16 protein-coding genes are annotated in these 16807 nt (G+C 67.1%); 7 read left to right on the forward strand and 9 right to left on the reverse strand.

Going from position 1 to position 16807, the window contains the following annotated elements:
- The first annotated feature begins 139 nt into the window (after positions 1–139).
- From Q9235_RS12770 to Q9235_RS12780, 3 genes are read left to right on the forward strand one after another with little or no spacing between them, the layout of a single operon-like run.
- The gene (locus Q9235_RS12770) at positions 140–340 is read left to right on the forward strand and encodes a NepR family anti-sigma factor (protein WP_306227823.1); all 201 of its coding nucleotides are present in this window, start codon (positions 140–142) and stop codon (positions 338–340) included.
- The gene (locus tag Q9235_RS12775; RefSeq protein ID WP_306227825.1) at positions 327–941 is read left to right on the forward strand and encodes a sigma-70 family RNA polymerase sigma factor; all 615 of its coding nucleotides are present in this window, start codon (positions 327–329) and stop codon (positions 939–941) included. The genes Q9235_RS12770 and Q9235_RS12775 overlap by 14 nt, the downstream gene beginning before the upstream one ends.
- A complete protein-coding gene (locus Q9235_RS12780; protein WP_306227828.1) occupies positions 941–2593 on the forward strand; it encodes a histidine kinase dimerization/phosphoacceptor domain -containing protein in 1653 nt (550 codons plus the stop codon). Before Q9235_RS12775 ends, Q9235_RS12780 begins: the two co-directional genes overlap by 1 nt.
- 83 nt (positions 2594–2676) lie before the next feature.
- Here Q9235_RS12780 and Q9235_RS12785 read toward each other — a convergent pair whose 3' ends face one another.
- Entirely contained in the window at positions 2677–2964 is a 288-nt protein-coding gene (locus Q9235_RS12785; RefSeq protein WP_306227830.1) for a hypothetical protein, read from the reverse strand.
- A 183-nt stretch (positions 2965–3147) separates the two neighbouring features.
- On the opposite strand from Q9235_RS12785, the gene Q9235_RS12790 reads away from it, so the two are divergent.
- The 3 genes from Q9235_RS12790 to Q9235_RS12800 all read left to right on the forward strand — a co-directional run bounded on the left by Q9235_RS12790 (position 3148) and on the right by Q9235_RS12800 (position 6158).
- Positions 3148–3903, forward strand: coding sequence for a Crp/Fnr family transcriptional regulator (locus Q9235_RS12790; RefSeq protein ID WP_306227833.1), 756 nt, complete (start codon positions 3148–3150; stop codon positions 3901–3903).
- A 122-nt stretch (positions 3904–4025) separates the two neighbouring features.
- Positions 4026–4820, forward strand: a complete 795-nt coding sequence (locus Q9235_RS12795) for a class I SAM-dependent methyltransferase (protein WP_306227835.1) — start codon at positions 4026–4028, stop codon at positions 4818–4820.
- A gap of 144 nt (positions 4821–4964) precedes the next feature.
- A complete protein-coding gene (locus Q9235_RS12800) occupies positions 4965–6158 on the forward strand; it encodes a GGDEF domain-containing protein (RefSeq protein ID WP_306227838.1) in 1194 nt (397 codons plus the stop codon).
- A 6-nt stretch (positions 6159–6164) separates the two neighbouring features.
- Here Q9235_RS12800 and Q9235_RS12805 read toward each other — a convergent pair whose 3' ends face one another.
- Complete coding sequence (locus tag Q9235_RS12805) at positions 6165–6680, reverse strand: hypothetical protein (RefSeq protein WP_306227840.1); 516 nt, start codon at positions 6678–6680, stop codon at positions 6165–6167.
- A 179-nt stretch (positions 6681–6859) separates the two neighbouring features.
- Between Q9235_RS12805 and Q9235_RS12810 the strand changes: the two genes are divergently transcribed.
- Complete coding sequence (locus Q9235_RS12810) at positions 6860–7747, forward strand: glutaminase (RefSeq protein ID WP_422678371.1); 888 nt, start codon at positions 6860–6862, stop codon at positions 7745–7747.
- An 8-nt stretch (positions 7748–7755) separates the two neighbouring features.
- Here the strand turns inward: Q9235_RS12810 and Q9235_RS12815 are convergent, their stop codons facing one another.
- The 7 genes from Q9235_RS12815 to recF all read right to left on the reverse strand — a co-directional run bounded on the left by Q9235_RS12815 (position 7756) and on the right by recF (position 16763).
- A complete protein-coding gene (locus Q9235_RS12815) occupies positions 7756–9378 on the reverse strand; it encodes an ABC-F family ATP-binding cassette domain-containing protein (protein ID WP_306227845.1) in 1623 nt (540 codons plus the stop codon).
- A 234-nt stretch (positions 9379–9612) separates the two neighbouring features.
- Positions 9613–10086: a Cys-tRNA(Pro) deacylase gene (gene ybaK / locus Q9235_RS12820; RefSeq protein WP_306227847.1), complete on the reverse strand. Its 474-nt coding sequence runs from the start codon at positions 10084–10086 to the stop codon at positions 9613–9615.
- Between the two features lie 19 nt (positions 10087–10105).
- Positions 10106–12544, reverse strand: coding sequence for a DNA topoisomerase (ATP-hydrolyzing) subunit B (gene gyrB, locus Q9235_RS12825; RefSeq protein ID WP_306227849.1), 2439 nt, complete (start codon positions 12542–12544; stop codon positions 10106–10108).
- 142 nt (positions 12545–12686) lie between these two features.
- On the reverse strand, positions 12687–14525 hold the full coding sequence (recQ, locus tag Q9235_RS12830; protein WP_306227851.1) for a DNA helicase RecQ: 1839 nt from the start codon (positions 14523–14525) through the stop codon (positions 12687–12689).
- Between the two features lie 61 nt (positions 14526–14586).
- Positions 14587–14940: a hypothetical protein gene (locus tag Q9235_RS12835; RefSeq protein WP_306227854.1), complete on the reverse strand. Its 354-nt coding sequence runs from the start codon at positions 14938–14940 to the stop codon at positions 14587–14589.
- 6 nt (positions 14941–14946) lie between these two features.
- Complete coding sequence (locus Q9235_RS12840; protein WP_306227856.1) at positions 14947–15561, reverse strand: LysE family translocator; 615 nt, start codon at positions 15559–15561, stop codon at positions 14947–14949.
- 74 nt (positions 15562–15635) lie between these two features.
- Positions 15636–16763, reverse strand: coding sequence for a DNA replication/repair protein RecF (gene recF / locus Q9235_RS12845; protein ID WP_306227858.1), 1128 nt, complete (start codon positions 16761–16763; stop codon positions 15636–15638).
- Between the last annotated feature and the right edge of the window lie 44 nt (positions 16764–16807).

Consider the following 16807-nt stretch of genomic DNA (forward strand, 5'->3'; position numbering starts at 1 on the left):
TCGCCATCGCGACGTGGCTTCGGCATCGCCGGCGGAAAGTGGCAAGACCAGAGATGGTAGTATTTCGAGATGCGGGACCGGCTGGAAAAGCCGGCCCGGCGGTGGTGCGAGGGCTGACATGAGCAGGTTGGATGCAGCGATGACTGAGCCGGACGATCCCGACGAAGGTTTCGATCTGGTTCTGGACCCCAAGGTGCAGGAATCCATCGGCCGCTCCCTCAAGGCCCATTACGACGACATCGTGAACGCACCCGTGCCCGACAAGTTTCTCGTGCTGCTCGCGCAGCTTGAGGCGACCGAGCAGCGTGCAGCTGGAGTGTCGCGCGATGAGTCCCAGTGATACCGCGCCTGCCGGCCAGATTCAGGCACTGGCTCAGGAACGCAGGACCGAAGATTTCAAGGACGGGCTGATCCGCGAGATTCCCAATCTGCGAGCTTTTGCCGCCTCGCTCTCCGGCTCCATGCAACTGGCCGACGATCTGGTTCAGGACACGCTGCTGAAGGCCTGGGGCAATTCGGACAAGTTCGAACCTGGCACCAGCCTGCGCGCCTGGCTCTTCACCATCCTGCGCAACACCTATTACTCGCTGTACCGCAAGCGCGGCCGCGAGGTGCAGGACAGCGAGGGCACTTATGCCGAGCGCATGGCGACCCATGGCAACCAGGAAAGCCATCTCGATCTCGCCGATTTCCGCAAGGCGCTGGCGAAGCTTCCGGAAGAGCAGCGCGAAGTGCTGATCATGGTCGGCGCCACCGGCCTGTCCTATGAGGAGGCGGCGGAGATTTGCGGCGTCGCGATCGGCACGATCAAGAGCCGGGTCAATCGCGCCCGCACGAAACTCGCCGAGTTGCTCTCGATCGGCAGCGTCGATGATCTCGGGCCGGGCCGCACCAACGCGGCTGCGATGCAGAGAGTTGGTTCCGAACCCGTTGGCTCCTGATGCGTTTGCGGCGTTTCAGCACTGTCAGGACACGCCTGCTGGCTTTGCTGGTCGCGATCGCCATTCCCATCGCCTGTGCGTCGGCTTTTGCGGCTTATGCGACCTATCGGGCCGCGATCGTCGCGATCGAGGCGGCGCAGGCGCGCGCGGTCGATGATTTCGCGGTGCGCACCCGCGTCTGGTATCGCGGCATGTCGCGTGCCCTGCTTGCCTTCGGCACCACGGCGAGCGAGCTCGGCTTCGATATGCCGGGCTGCCGCGATGCCGGTGTCAAGGCGATGGAGCGGGCCGGAGGGTTCCGCGCCTTCTTCCTGCGGCAGGCGGATGGGCGGCTCTGCAGCGGGGCGGTCGATCCGGATCTGACGACCGATACGCTGAACGGTATCGCGGCCCAGCTCGCTGGGCGCGCGGCCGTCGCAATGTGGAACGGCGCCGATCTCGGCCGGATTCGCTATGATCAGGTCACCGCTGGCGGGCGGCGTTATCTTGCCATCCTCGCATCGGACCTCCCTGGCGGGAATGGCGGCTTGCAGCAGGCGCTCCTCCTCGTCGCTCCCGAGCTGCTCGAAAACGTCTTCGATCTCGGCGAGGACGGCCAGGTCCAGAACGTCGCGCTGATCGGGCGCGATGCCGGCGTCATCGCCAGCCGCGGCGACAACCGCGAGCTGTCCTGGCTGCCGCAGACGGAGCGGATGCCGGAAAAGCATATACGCTGGTCCGGGTTGAGCCGGGCGGGGGTGGACAGCGTCTTCGCCGCCCGCATGGTTGCCGAGCCGGATTTCTATATCGTCGCGAGCTTCGACGATCGTCCGGCCGAGGCTGCCCGGCAGCAATTCATCGTGCTGCTGCTCGCCCCGCTCCTCACGCTCGGCCTGCTCTGCCTCGTCTGCATGCGGGCGATCGAGAAGCATTGCCTGCGCTGGCTGCGTGGCATCGAGGCGGCCGCCCGGTCGCGCACTTCGACCAATCGGGTGCGGGCTTCGGTGGCGGACGGCATGCCGAGCGATATCCGCAGCGTCGCCGAGGCCTTCAACGGCATGGTCGAGGAGCAGGAGGTTCGCCAGCGTCGTCTCCAGACCGCGCTCGACGACAACCGTTTTCTGGTCCGCGAGCTGCATCACCGGGTCAAGAACAGCCTGCAGGTCGTGCAGAGCTACATCGGACTGAGCAAGCGCGACCATCGCGACGAGGCGCGGCTGGCTTTGGCCGATGCGGAGTGCCGCGTGCATGTGCTGTCGGCTGCGTACCGCTTCACGCTCGCCGATGGTGAGATGCAGCCGGTCCGCGTCGATCTCTTCCTCGACGATGTCGTGACGATGATCTCGAACCTGATCCGCAGCCGCGACCAGTGGGTCACGAGCCGGATCGAGACTGCCGCGACCCTCTCCGTCGATCGCATCATCCCGCTCGGCTTCCTGGTGGCGGACGTCGCCTCTCGCGCCCTGCGGGGCACGCCGGGCGTCCGGATCGTCATCGAGGTCCTCGATGTCGACGCCGCTGCGATCGAGGTCGGTCTCGCGGTCGACCGCGAGATCCAGCACAGCGCGCCGCCGCGGCTTTTCGCGGGGCTCCTGACGCAGATCGAGGCGGTGCAGACGCAGGAACCTCAAGGCCGCAGCCTTGGCCGCTGGCGGATCGGCCACGGCTCCTGAAACCTCGGGGCGCCCATAAAGAAAACGCGCCGCCATGCCGGACTTCCCGGATGGCGACGCGTTTCCTGTAGATGGGCTGATATTTACCGAACGATATGCGTGATCGGTCCACCGGCCATCGCCTGCTGCGACGGCGAGGCGATGGCGCGCTTGGCGGCGCTGCGCGAGCGATCGGCGTGGTCCACGGCGGCAAGCTGCAGGCTGTCGGTATAGCCGCGCTCGTTCGCGCCCTTTGCGACGGCGACTGTGGTCGAGCTTTGGTCGTCAGGCATCTGGAGTCCGGCCCCCAGGGTCATGGCCGAAACCGCCGTGCCCATCAGGCCGAAGAAGACGATGGCGCGCATGGCCGGCGCGAGGCTGGGCTTCGGCATGGTTGTCTCCAGGGCTGACCGGTCGATTGACCGGCTTTCGGGAGAGAAAACGCCGCAGATGCGGCTTGGGTTCCGAAAGCCTGCGAAGCGGTCGACCTTTCCTGCCGTTGCGGAACGGGAAGCGTTCTTGCTGCGTTGTCTTGAAGCCGGCTCCCTGCCGGCGATCGGGGGATCTGTGCAATCATGAATATCGCCACCCGGCCGGGGCGCCTCGGCACGCCATGCCTGGCCTGTCCCTTGCGGCTCAAGCCTGCCTTCCGGGACAAGACCGATGACGAGATTCGCTTTATCCAGACCATGAAGACCGACCATCGGCTGGTACGTGCCGGGCAGGATATCATTCATCCCGGCCAGGTGGATGCGGAGCTCTACACGCTCTTCTCGGGCTGGGCCTTCCGCTACAAATCCCTGCCGGACGGACGGCGCCAGATCCTGAATTTCCTCCTGCCCGGCGATCTCGTCGGCTTGCAGGCCTCGTTGCTCGCGGCCGCCGAGCACGGCATCGAGGCCCTCACCGATGCCGAGCTCTGCGTTTTCCCGCGCAAGCGCCTCTGGGATCTCTTCGAGAGGATGCCGACGCTGGCCTATGAAATCTCCTGGCTCGGCTCGCGCGAGGAGTGCATGGTCGACGACAACCTGACTTCGGTCGGGCAGCGCAACGCGGCCGAGCGCCTCGCGGCGCTGATCATCTCGCTCCATCACCGGGCCGATGCGCTCGGGCTCGTCACCAATGACAGCTTCGCCTTTCCGCTCTCGCAGCAGCAGATCGCCGATGCCCTAGGCCTGTCGCTCGTCCACACCAGCAAGACCTGGTCGCGCTTGCGCCGGGAAGGTCTGTTCTCGCTGGCGGCAGGCCGGATCACCTTGCTGAACCCGCGCCTGACGGCGCGGATGGCTGCGGCCTATGAGCAGATCACGGCGCCGCGACCGCTGATCTGACGGCTCCGTTTGCTGCGAATGTGGATTAAGGGCTTGGCGACAGCCGGCTCTTGACCCCATATGCCGCGCAGGTAACGTGATTTGTGTCAGACGCGTCGTCTCCGCGACGTTCAAGGGGTGTCATGTCTTCGACGATCCGCCATCGCCCACCGCGTGCAACTTCGCTGGCGGTCCGCCTCGGGCAGTCCCGCGTCGCGACGCGGATCGAGGGCGAGATGCGCGTCACTGCGGCCGATCTCGTCGATCGCGTTGCGGAGGCGAAGCTGAAAGTGACGGCGGTCCGCTACAAGGTCGAGGGCGAGGTCCGCAACACCGCCGAGAAATTCAAGAGTCGCGTCAGCGAGGCCAAGGCGAAGCTGGGCGACGAGGCGCGATTCATCAAGTCCTGGATCGACGACCCGCGCCGGACCGGCTCGGTCACGCCGTCGAGCCCGGCGCTCGCCAAGCGGATGGCGTCCTTCGTCGACCCCGAGCAGCCCGGCCCGGTGATCGAGATCGGTCCCGGAACTGGCCCGGTGACGGAAGCCCTGATCGAGCGTGGCATCGACGAAAGCCGGCTGATCCTCGTCGAGTACAGCCCCGAATTCTGCGAATTGCTCAGCAAGCGCTTCCCGCGGGCGACGATCGTGCAGGGTGATGCCTATGCCCTCTCGAAGACGCTCGACGGCCATCTCCACGAGAAGGCGATCGCGGTGGTCTCCAGCCTGCCGCTGTTCAACCGCCCGCCGGCCACACGCTCGGCCCTGGCGCGCGAGGCGTTCCCGCTGCTCGTGGAGGGCGCGCCCTTCATCCAGTTCACTTATTCGGTAATCTCGCCGATTCCGCGCAAGGGCTCGGGTCTCAAGGCCTTCGTGTCCGACTGGGTGCTCCGCAACATCCCGCCGGCACGCGTCTGGGTTTATCGCCAGATTCGTTGATTTTCGGCAGGGTTGCCGCTGCGTCATCCCGGTGGGCGCCGAATTTCCGGCCTTCCCACACCGAATCGTAAGACCTCGCTGTTAGGCAGCACTGGCGATCAGGTGCCGACCTGCCTGTTCGCCAGCGAGGAGCTGGAACAGCCGATGACTGCCGCAACCCTCCGTTACAGTTTGCCGCGTTGGCGCCTGACGCGCTGGCTGGCGGATGCTGGGCCGGATGTCCCGCCCGAGATTCGGGTCGCCCTGATCGCCAGCCTCTACGGTACCCTGCCGATCTTCGCGGGCGGCGTCATCAATTCGCTCGCGGTGTCGTTCCTGATCGCCTGGCGCATCCCGACGCTGCCCTTCATGCTCTGGTGTGCCTTCGAGGTCATCTGCTGCGGCATCCGCTTGGTCGTCCTGATCGTGGCGCGCCGCCGGGCCGCGCGGGGCGCCTCAACGCCGACCGATCTCTATCTCCTGCTCGGCGTTGCCTGGGCGGCCGGCATCGGCGCTGGCACCTTCCTCAGCCTGACCAGTGGCGACTGGGTGGCGGCGGCGCTGGCCTGCCTCTCGGCGGCCGCGATGGTCGGCGGCATCTGCTTCCGCAATTTCGCGGCGCCGCGCATGGCCGGCCTGATGATCGGCCTGACGCTGGGCCCCTGCGTGCTCGCGGCGCCCTTCCTCTCCGAACCGATCATGCTGATCACCTTCATGCAGATCCCGTTCTACCTCTTCAGCATGGCGGTCGCGGCCTATAAGCTGAATGCCATGCTGATCTCGACCATGCGGGCCGAGCGCGAGAACGCCTTCCACGCCCGGCACGACATGCTGACCGGGCTCTCGAACCGCACGGGCCTGGCCAAGGCCTTCGCGACCCGTTTCGAAAGCGAGACCGCGCCGCGCGGGCTCGCCCTGGTCTATCTCGATCTCGATGGCTTCAAGGCGGTCAACGACAATTACGGGCATATGGCCGGAGATGCCCTGCTCCAGCTCGTCGCCGAACGCTTGCGCGGCCTCGTCCGCAGCACCGATATCGCCGCGCGCATCGGCGGGGACGAATTCGTCGTTCTCTCCGAGCAGACCGAGCGGACCCAGCTTCAGCGCTTCGGCGAGCGCATCGTTCGCGAGATCTCGGAACCCTACGAGCTTGACAGCGGTCACCAGCTCAATATCGGCGCCTCCGTCGGCATCGCGCTCGCGCCGGAGCATGGCCGTGACATGAACAGCTTGATGACGGCGGCCGATGCCGCGCTCTATCAGGCGAAATCGCGCGGCAAGTCGCTCTGCGTCATCGCCGGGCAGCGCTCCGTCCTGGATGCACGCGCCGCAAGCGGGCGCCATCCGCGCTTGCAGTAAGGCGCGCTATTCGATCTCGCAGGCGTCGCTCGCCGGCGTCAGGCGCCAGAGCCCGTCATCGGGCTTCGCCGGGATCTTCACCGCGCCGTCGGCGATCTCCTCGGCATCGTAGGGGTTGGGGTTGGCGGTGATCCCGCCATTGCGGATATCGAGCGCGCCCTGTGGCCCGCTTTCCAGCCGCCAGCTCCCGGCATCCCATTCCGGCACGCAGCGCAGGCCCTTGCCCTGCGGCTTGCAGAAGCCACCGATCTGGTAGTCGAAGCGGTTCGCGGTCGTGCGCTGGCGCAGGTTGAAATAAAGCGCGACATAGAGCGCCGCATGCGGCTCCGCCTGCCAGTTGCCGGGTTTGTGGACGAGGCGGATTTTCGTGACCTTCTGCTGCGGGTTCGCCCTGAGATGGGCCTCGTCGTAAGCGCGCTCCCAGCAGGCGTCCCGCTGCGGAGGAAGCTCGCGTTCGAGCGGGCGGGCCATGGCCGGCAATGCGGCGACCAGCACAACGGAAACGACGGCAGCGCGGCGCATTCTGAAGGTCTCCGGGCTTCGGAATCTCAGATCATCGCAGTTTCGCCTCGGCCGCAACGGCTTTCGCCGAGCGCTTGACCGCAGGCGCAGCGTGAGGCTTGGCTGGCGGCCGGTGGAGAACGGTCGAGGCAGGACGCGTGACGGATATCGGGCGGCTGGTCCGCGACATCACCGAGGAGATGCGGGGCGCCGAGGAGCGCGGCGAGGTCGCGAGCTATATCCCGCCGCTCGCCCGCATCGATCCCCGCCAGTTCGGGCTCTGCGTCGTGACGGCCGATGGCGAGATACATGCCGCCGGCGACAGCGAGGAGCCCTTCTCGATCCAGAGCGTCTCGAAGGTCTTCGCCCTGACCCAGGCGCTCGGCAAGGTCGGCGACACGCTCTGGCGCCGGGTCGGGCGCGAGCCTTCCGGCACGCCGTTCAACTCGATCGTCCAGCTCGAGCGCGAGCAGGGCGTGCCGCGCAATCCCTTCATCAATGCCGGCGCCCTCGTCGTCGCCGATATCAATCTCGCAGGTCACGAGCCGCGCGTCGCCATCGGCGAGTTGCTGCGCTTCATGCGCTATCTCGCCGATGACGACACGATCATCATCGACGAGGCGGTGGCGCGGGCCGAACAGGCGACCGGTTTCCGCAACATCGCGCTGGCCAATTACATGAAGGCCTTCGGCAACATCACCCATCCGCCGGAACTGACGCTCGGCGTCTATTTCCACCAATGCGCCATCGCCATGACCTGCCGCCAGCTCGCCATGGCCGGGCGCTTCCTGATGCATGGCGGCTATTACGAGCCCCGCGGACCGCGCGTCGTCTCGGGGCAACGGGCGCGGCGCATCAACGCGCTGATGCTGACCTGCGGCCATTACGACGCCTCCGGCGATTTCGCCTTCCGCGTCGGCCTGCCCGGCAAATCCGGCGTCGGCGGCGGCATCCTCGCCATCGCGCCGGGCAAGGCCGCGATCGCGGTCTGGTCGCCCGGCCTCAACGCCAACGGCAATTCCCTGCTCGGCACGCTGGCGCTGGAGCGCCTGACCGAGGCGACGGGCTGGTCGGTCTTCGCGAGGTAGCGCAGCGACTAGCTGCGCAGGCCCGGTGCTTCCTGCCCGGTACGGGCGACGTACTCGGTATAGCCGCCGCCATAGGCGTGGACGCCGTCCGGCGTCAGCTCCAGCAGGCGGTTCGACAGCGCGGCGAGGAAATGCCGGTCGTGGCTGACGAAGAGCATCGTGCCCTCGTAGTTCGAGAGCGCGGTGATCAGCATTTCCTTGGTGGCGATGTCGAGATGGTTGGTCGGCTCGTCCAGCACCAGGAAATTCGGCGGATCGTAGAGCATCATCGCCATGACGAGCCGCGCCTTCTCGCCGCCCGAGAGCACGCGGCAGCGCTTCTCGACATCGTCGCCGGAGAAGCCGAAGCAGCCTGCCAGTGACCGGAGCGAGCCCTGCCCGGCCTGCGGAAAGCGGTCCTCCAGTGCCTCGAACACGGTGCGCTCGCCGTCGAGCACCTCCATGGCGTGCTGGGCGAAATAGCCCAGCTTGACGCTGGCGCCGATATTCACCGTCCCGGTGTCCGGCTCCGTCGTGCCGGTGACGAGCTTCAGCAGCGTCGACTTGCCGGCGCCGTTGACGCCGAGCACGCACCAGCGCTCCTTGCGCTGGATCTGGAAGTTCAGCCCGTCATAGATGCTGCGGCTGCCATAGGCCTTGTTGACGTTCTTGATGCTGACGACGTCGTCACCCGAGCGCGGCGCCGGCTGGAACTCGAAGGCGACGGTCTGGCGCCGCCGCGGCGGCTCGACGCGGTCGATCTTCTCCAGCTTCTTGACCCGGCTCTGCACCTGCGCGGCATGGGAGGCGCGCGCCTTGAAGCGTTCGATGAAGGCGATCTCCTTGGCCAGCATCGCCTGCTGGCGCTCGAACTGCGCCTGCATCTGCTTCTCGGCCAATGCGCGCTGCTGCTGGTAGAACTCGTAATCGCCGGAATAGCTGGTCAGCGCGCCGCCATCGATCTCGATGATCTTGCCGACGATGCGGTTCATGAACTCGCGGTCATGCGAGGTCATCAGCACGGCGCCGTCATAGTTCTTGAGGAAGGATTCCAGCCAGATCAGGCTTTCGAGATCGAGATGGTTCGACGGTTCGTCGAGCAGCATCGCATCGGGACGCATCAAGAGGATGCGGGCGAGCGCGACGCGCATCTTCCAGCCGCCGGAGAGGCCGCCGACATCGCCCTCCATCATCTCCTCGCTGAAGCCGAGGCCCGCAAGCACCTCGCGCGCGCGCCCGTCGAGCGCATAGCCGTCGAGCTCCTCGAAGCGCCCCTGCACCTCGCCATAGCGGGCGATGATCTCTTCCATCTCGTCGGCCCGGTCGGGATCGACCATGGCGGCTTCGAGCTCGGCGAGCTCGGCCGCGACCGTGCTGACCGGGCCTGCGCCATCCATCACCTCGGCGACGGCACTGCGCCCGGCCATCTCGCCGACATCCTGGCTGAAATAGCCGATGGTGATGCCGCGATCGGTCGAGACCACGCCTTCGTCGGGCGCCTCCTCGCCGGTGATCATCCGGAACAGCGTGGTCTTGCCGGCGCCGTTCGGCCCGACGAGGCCGACCTTCTCGCCCTTCAGAAGCCCTGCCGAGGCCTCGATGAAGACGATCTGCTTTCCGTTCTGCTTGCTGATGTTCTCGAGGCGGATCATGGAAATGGGGAACCTTGGCAGGGGAACGCCCATCACCGGCGCGGGTCGGCGATGGGAAGAACCGCGACGTCATCCCGGGCTTGCCCCGGGATCCATCGAAGGGCGCTGGCGCTCTACAATGGATCCCGGATCGGCGCCGCTTCGCGGCTTGTCCGGGATGACGGAAGGGTGGATGAATTGATCGGAGAGGGCTCTACGCGATGCCGGCGGCCAGGGGAAGGCCGTGAGCCGCTATCAGGCCGAAATGACGGCGCTGCGGGCATTGGCCGCGCTCAGGAGATCGGCCGGCGCGAGCGCGATCTGCAGGCCGCGCTGGCCGCCATTGACATAGACCAGCGCCTCGGAGGAGGCCGGCTCGTCGACGATCGTCGGCAGTTTGCGCTTCTGCCCGAAGGGGCTGACGCCGCCGACCTTGTAGCCGGTCAGGCGCTCGGCATCCGGCACCGGCATCATTGCCGCAGCCTTGCCGCCGAAAGCCGCCGCGACCTTCTTCATGCTGGCCTCGCGGTCGGAGGCGAGCACGATGCAGACCGGCTTGCCGTCGACCTGCGCGATCAAGGTCTTGAGCACGCGCTGGGGCGGCTCGCCCAGCGCCTCCGCTGCCTGCAACCCGACGCGCTCGGCAGTCGGATCGTAGCTGTAGCTATGCAGCTCGAAACGGATTCCGAGCTGCTTCAGCGCCAGCGTGGCGGGGGTCGTCTGGGCCATCGTCCCTGCGTCGCGACGATCAGATATCGACCGTCGCGTTCAGAGCGTTGGTCTGGATGAATTCGCGCCGCGGCTCGACGACATCGCCCATCAGCTTGACGAAGAGATCGTCGGCCTCGTCGTTCTGGTCGTTCTTGACGCGCAGCAGCGAACGCACGTCGCGGTCGAGTGTCGTCTCCCAGAGCTGGTCGGGGTTCATCTCGCCCAGGCCTTTGTAGCGCTGCAGCGAGACGCCCTTCTTGCCGATGGTCGAGACCGCGTCGAACAGGTCGCTCGGGCCGTTGACGGTGAAATCGTCGCCCTTGCGCGCGAGCACGCCGGGCTTGGCATAGGCCTCCTGCAACGAGCGTGCGGCGGCATCGAGCTTGCGGGCCTCGGCGCTGGCGAGCAGGCCGGCATCGATCGTTGCCGCCTGCTTCACGCCGCGGATCATCCGCGAGAAGACGAAGCCGCCCTCGCTGACCTTGCCTTCCCAGCCCCGCTCCAGATCATCCGAGATCGCATCGAGCCGGCGGGCGACATAGGCGGCAGCCTCGTTCGCCTTGGCCTCGTCATCCTCGCTGATCGGGTGCAGCACACCGGCGATCGCCATCTGCTCGACGACGCGGCGGTCATAGCGCGAATGGAGCTGCGCCAGCGCGTTGCGGACGTTGCGGGCTTCCTCGATCAGGGCGCGCAGATCCGCGCCGGCGCGCTCGACGCCCTCGCTGGTGCGGAAGGTCGCGCCGTCCACCGTCGAGTCGACCAGATATTCCTCCAGCGCCCGCTCGTCCTTGAGATAGACATGGCTCTTGCCGCGCGCCGCCTTGTAGAGCGGCGGCTGGGCGATGAAGAGATGGCCGGCATCGATCAGCTCCGGCATCTGCCGGTAGAAGAAGGTCAGCAGCAAGGTCCGGATATGGGCGCCGTCGACGTCGGCGTCGGTCATGATGATGATCTTGTGGTAGCGCAGCTTCGCCAGGTTGAAGCCGCCCTGATCGGCCTCGGCGCGGCCGATGCCGGCGCCGAGCGCCGTGATCAGCGTTCCCACCTGGTCCGACGAGAGCATCTTGTCGAAGCGCGCGCGCTCGACGTTCAGGATCTTGCCGCGCAGCGGCAGCACGGCCTGATATTCGCGGGCGCGGCCCTGCTTGGCGGAGCCGCCGGCCGAGTCACCCTCGACGATGAAGAGTTCGGACTTGGCGGGATCTCTCTCTTGGCAATCGGCCAATTTGCCCGGGAGTGACGCGATATCGAGCGCGCCCTTGCGGCGGGTGAGGTCGCGGGCCTTGCGGGCGGCCTCGCGGGCGGCGGCGGCTTCCGCCACCTTGCCGACGATGGTCTTGGCCTCGCCCGGATGCTCCTCCAGCCACTCGGACAGCGCCTGGTTGACGACGTTCTCGACGACGGGGCGGACTTCCGAGGAAACCAGCTTGTCCTTGGTCTGCGAGGAGAATTTCGGATCGGGAACCTTGACCGAGACGATCGCGGTCAGACCCTCGCGGCAATCGTCGCCGGTGAGCGAGACCTTCTCCTTCTTGGAGATGCCGGAGCTTTCGGCATAGCCGGTGATCTGGCGCGTCAGCGCGGCGCGGAAGCCGGCAAGATGGGTGCCGCCGTCGCGCTGCGGGATGTTGTTGGTGAAGCAGAGCACGTTCTCGTGGTAGCTGTCGTTCCACCACAGCGCGACATCGACGGTGATGCCGTCCTTTTCCGAGGTCAGCATGATCGGCTTCTCGATCACGGCCGACTTGGCGCGGTCGAGATAGCGCACGAAGGCCTCGACGCCGCCGTCATACATCAGCTCTTCGCGGACGATCTCGGCATGGCGCGCATCGGTCAGCACGATCCGCACGCCCGAATTCAGGAAGGCGAGCTCGCGCAGGCGGTGCTCCAGCGTCTTGTAGTCGAACTCCACCATGGTGAAGGTTTCCTGCGAAGGCAGGAAGGTCACCTCGGTGCCGCGCTTGTCGCCCTGCGGGCCGACGACGGCGAGCGGCGCGACCGCGTCGCCATGGCGGAATTCCATGTAGTGCTCGCTGCCGCCGCGCCAGATGCGCAGCTTCAGGGAGACCGAGAGCGCGTTGACGACGGAGACGCCGACGCCGTGCAGGCCGCCCGAGACCTTGTAGGAGTTCTGGTCGAACTTACCGCCGGCATGGAGCTGGGTCATGATGACCTCGGCCGCCGAGATACCTTCCTCGCTGTGGATATCGGTCGGGATGCCGCGCCCGTTATCGCTGACGGTGACCGATCCATCGGCATTCAGCGTCACCGTGACGAGGTCGGCATGGCCTGCCAGCGCCTCGTCGATTGCGTTGTCGACGACCTCGTAGACCATGTGATGCAGGCCCGAGCCGTCATCGGTGTCGCCGATATACATGCCGGGCCGCTTGCGTACCGCGTCCAGGCCCTTGAGAACCTTGATGGAATCGGCGCCGTAGTCGTCGGGCTGGGCGCTGAGGGCGGCGTCGGTCATGAAGTGGTTCCTGAGCGGGCGAGCACGCGCCCGCGATGATCCTGATTCGAGACGACAATATAGGGTGAGACGATGGCTTTTTCACGCGCCTACGCGTGCGTGCGCGTAGGGAGGTGGATTTTGCGGCCGCTCGCGGCGGTCGTCAGCCCCGGAATTCCGAGATCGCCTCGACGAAGGCCTCGCCGTACTGTGCGAGCTTGCGCTCGCCGACGCCTTCGATCGCGCGCATCTCGTCAAGCCCTAGCGGCCGCTCACGGGCCATCGCGATCAGGGTGCGGTCGGTGAAGATGATATAGGCCGCGACGCCCTCCTCGCGGGCGATCTGGAGCCTGAGCTTGCGCAGGTGCTCGAACAGGCCGGCCGTGCCCTCGTCGAGCCCGTCGGCCCGCGCCGCGTCGCGCTCGGAGCGGCGGGAGCGCCTCTCCGCGAAGGGGTCGGCCCGGAGCGCGATGCTCTCGCGGCCGAACAGGATGTCTTCGCCCTTCGGCGTCAGGCAGAAGCCGCCATGCTCGACGCTGGCTTCGGCGAGCGCACCCGCGGCGAAGAGCTTGCGCGTCAGCCCCATCCAGGCGGCCTTGGGCTTGTCGGCCCCGACGCCGAAGGTCTTCAGGCCATCATGGTTCTGGCGGCGGACGACCTCGGTCGTCGTCCCCGTCAGGATATCGGCGAGATGGCCGGCGCCGAAGCGCTCGCCCGAGCGGATCACGGCGGAAAGCAGTTTTCGCGCATCGAGCGTCGCGTCCTGCAGGGCCGGCGCCTCCGCGCTGCAGAGATCGCAGCGGAACGGCGCGTTGCCATGACGGCAGGGCGGCGTCTCCTCGCCGAAATAGGCGAGCAGCGCACTGCGCCGGCAGAGCGCGTTCTCGCAGAGATCGATCATCGCGTTGAGGCGCTTGTGCTCGATGCGCCGGCGCTCGTCGTCGATCTGTTTCTCGTCGATCTGGCGGCGCCGGAGCGACATGTCGTCGACGCCGTAGAGCGTCAGCGTATCCGCCGGCAGCCCGTCGCGCCCGGCGCGGCCGATCTCCTGATAGTAGCCCTCGATGGAGCCGGGCATGTCGGCATGGACGACGAAGCGCACATCCGGCTTGTTGATGCCCATGCCGAAGGCGATGGTGGCGCAGACGACGACGCCGTCCTCCTGCAGGAAGATGTCCTGGTTGCGGTTGCGCGTCTCCTGTTCGAGCCCGGCATGGTAGGGCAGGGCGTTCCAGCCCTTTTCGCTTAAGGCGCCGGCGAGGCGCTCGGTCTTGCTGCGCGAGGAGCAGTAGACGATGCCGGAGCCGTTGCGGTGCCGGCGCAGGAAATCGTCGATCTGCCGGCGCGGCTGCTCCTTCGGCGCGAAGGCGAGCTTCAGGTTCGGCCGGTCGAAGGAATGCACCACCATCCGCGGCGGCTGCGGGAAGAGCTGCTGGGCGATATCGGCCTGGGTCTGCCGGTCGGCGGTAGCGGTCAGCGCGGTGACAGGCACGCCGCCCAAAGCTTCTCGCGTCTTGGCGAGCAGGCGGTATTCCGGGCGGAAGTCGTGGCCCCATTGCGAGACGCAATGCGCTTCGTCGATCGCGAGCCGGGTCACGCCGAGGCGCTTCAGCCGGCCGACCAGCCCCTCGCCGGCCAAGCGCTCGGGCGAGACGAAAAGCAGCCTGAGATCGCCGGAATTCAACCGGTCCCAGGCCTGCGCCGCCTCGTCCTCGGTATTCATCGAGTTCAGCGAGGCGGCCGAAACGCCTGCCCGAACGAGCTGCCCGACCTGATCACGCATCAGCGCGATCAGTGGCGAGACGACCAGCGTGAGCCCGCCCGCGACCAGCGCGGGGAGCTGATAGCACATCGACTTGCCGGAGCCGGTCGGCATCACCGCGAAGACGTCCTCGCCATTGAGCGCGGCTGCGATCACTTCCCACTGGCCGGGGCGGAAATCGTCATAGCCCCAGACCGATTTGAGGATCGCGCGGGCGTCTGATTCGCGGGATGGCGACATGAGGAAGGGATGTGCCGCAGGCGGGCGCGCTTGGCCAGCTTTTCGAGCCGAAAGCCTGTGCCTAGACCCATATGGCGAGCAGATGGACCACGGCGGCAACCGCGAAAACCGCCGCGATCAGCTTGGACGGCCAGGGCTTGAGGTCGAACCAGATGAATTGCAGCGCAAGCCGCAGGCCCCAGAACGCGGCCCCCACGAGCGGCGGAACGGGATGCACGTTGCCCTGTCCGGCCAGCCAGATCAGGGCCGCGCCGTAGGACAGGAAGACGAAGATCAGCATCGCGTTGAGCGTCTGCGTGATCGCCGTGTTCAGGCTGCCGGAAGGCGCAAGCCGCTCCGGCCAGCCGAATAGCCGGTGGAACGCGGCATGGAACAGCGCGAAGCCGAGATCGATGAGCCCCGCCGCCAGAGCCAAGGCCGGTCAGCTCCGCGTCGCGATTGCGGCAGCCGCGCCCGCCATCACGCCGCCGGTCGTGCGGTTGATCCAGCGCATCGCGCGCGGGCTCGCGACGAGCCGCCGCGCCCGGTCGGCGGCATAGGCATAGGCCATCAGCGTGCCCGTGATGATCGGTGCGATCAGCGCCGCGACCTCGACGAAGGCCAGCGTGCTCATCGCGTTGAGATCGATGACCAGCGGCAGGATCGACAGGAAGAACACCATCACCTTGGGATTGCCGAGCGTCAGCGCGATGCCGCCGAGGAACAGGCGCAGGCCCTCGCCGCGCGCGGCGGGAGACGGCTTCGGCACCTCGGCCGGAGCCGTCCAGGCCTTGTAGGCGAGGAAAACGAGATAGGCGCAGCCGGCATATTTGATGGCGACGAAGACGCCGTGGAAGCTCTGCATGAGAACGCTGAGGCCCAGCGCGGTCAGCGTGAACCAGACGAGATCGCCCGCGACGATGCCGGCGAGGAAGGGCAAGGAGCGCCGGAAGCCCGAGGACAGCGAGCGCGCAACCAGTGCCGCGATGGCGGGGCCGGGCGAGGCGACGGCGAGGAAATACACGCCGGCGAACAGGGCAAGGCTGGAGATGTCCATGGAAAGCCTCCGAAACTGCCGGAGATTAGCAGGAACGCCGGCAGGCGTCCCATCGCAAGCCGTGGCCTGACCGATCAATCGAGCGGATCGATCCGCCCCGGCGTGACCGAAAAGCGCTGCGCGCCGGCCGGCAGGTCGCCGAACAGCGCGGCGTCGGCCCCGGTCATCCAGACCTGGCAGCCGAGCCCGGTCAGCCCCTCATAGAGCGCGCCGCGCCGGCGCGGATCGAGATGAGCGGCGATCTCGTCGAGCAGGACGAGCGGCGCGATCCCGCTCATCGCCGCGACCAGCCTGGCATGGGCGAGCACGACCCCGATCAAGAGCGCCTTCTGCTCGCCGGTCGAGCCCTGACCTGCAGGTATGTCCTTCGGCCCGTGCCGGACTTCGAGATCGGAGGCCTGTGGCCCGGTCAGCGTGCGCCCGGCGGCCCGGTCGCGATGGCGGCTCTGGCGCAGCAGGTCGCGATAGGCATCCTCGGCATCGACTGCCGGCAGGCGGGCGACCAGCGCGTCGATCTCGCCGGAGAGCGCGATATCGGCGAAGGGGAAAGGCGAGGCCTCGTCGCGCGTCTCGGCGATGATGGCGGAGAGCCGTGCCACGGTCTCGGCGCGCGCGGCGGCGACCGCGACGCCGAGCTCGGCGACCTCGCGCTCAACCGCGTCGAGCCATTGTCCCTGATTGGGGCTTTCTTCCAGGATGCGATTGCGTGAGCGCAAAGCCCGCTCCAGCGCGTTGGAGCGGGTGGCGTGGCTTGGATCGATCGCCAGCACCAATCGGTCGAGGAAGCGGCGCCGGTCGCCGGCCGCCCCCCGGAACAGCCCATCGAGATCGGGCGTCAGCCAGACCACGCGCAGATAATCGCTGAAGGCGAGTGCCGAGCCGACATTGGCGCTGTCGATCCGGGCAAGCCTTGGCCGGCGTCCTTCCGCATCGAGCGGCCCTAGCCCGATGCCGAGCCGGCCCGCCTCATCGGCAAGCGTGATCGAGGCGGCGAAGGACCCGTCGCCGCCCTGCCGCGCCATTGCCGTGATCTCGGCGCGGCGCAAGCCCCGCCCCGGCGTGAACAGCGAGAGCGCTTCGAGGATATTGGTCTTGCCGGCTCCGTTCTCGCCTGCGAGCGCAACGATTTGGCCCTCGACCGGGAGATCGAGGGCCTCGTAGGAACGGAAATCCTGCAGGATCAGGCGCGCGACGGCGGCCATGGAGCAGCCTGTTAGAACTTGCTGATTTCGGACGGAACCGCGCC

Origin of the sequence: Bosea beijingensis (assembly GCF_030758975.1) — a bacterium.
GTDB classification, from domain to species: domain Bacteria; phylum Pseudomonadota; class Alphaproteobacteria; order Rhizobiales; family Beijerinckiaceae; genus Allobosea; species Allobosea beijingensis.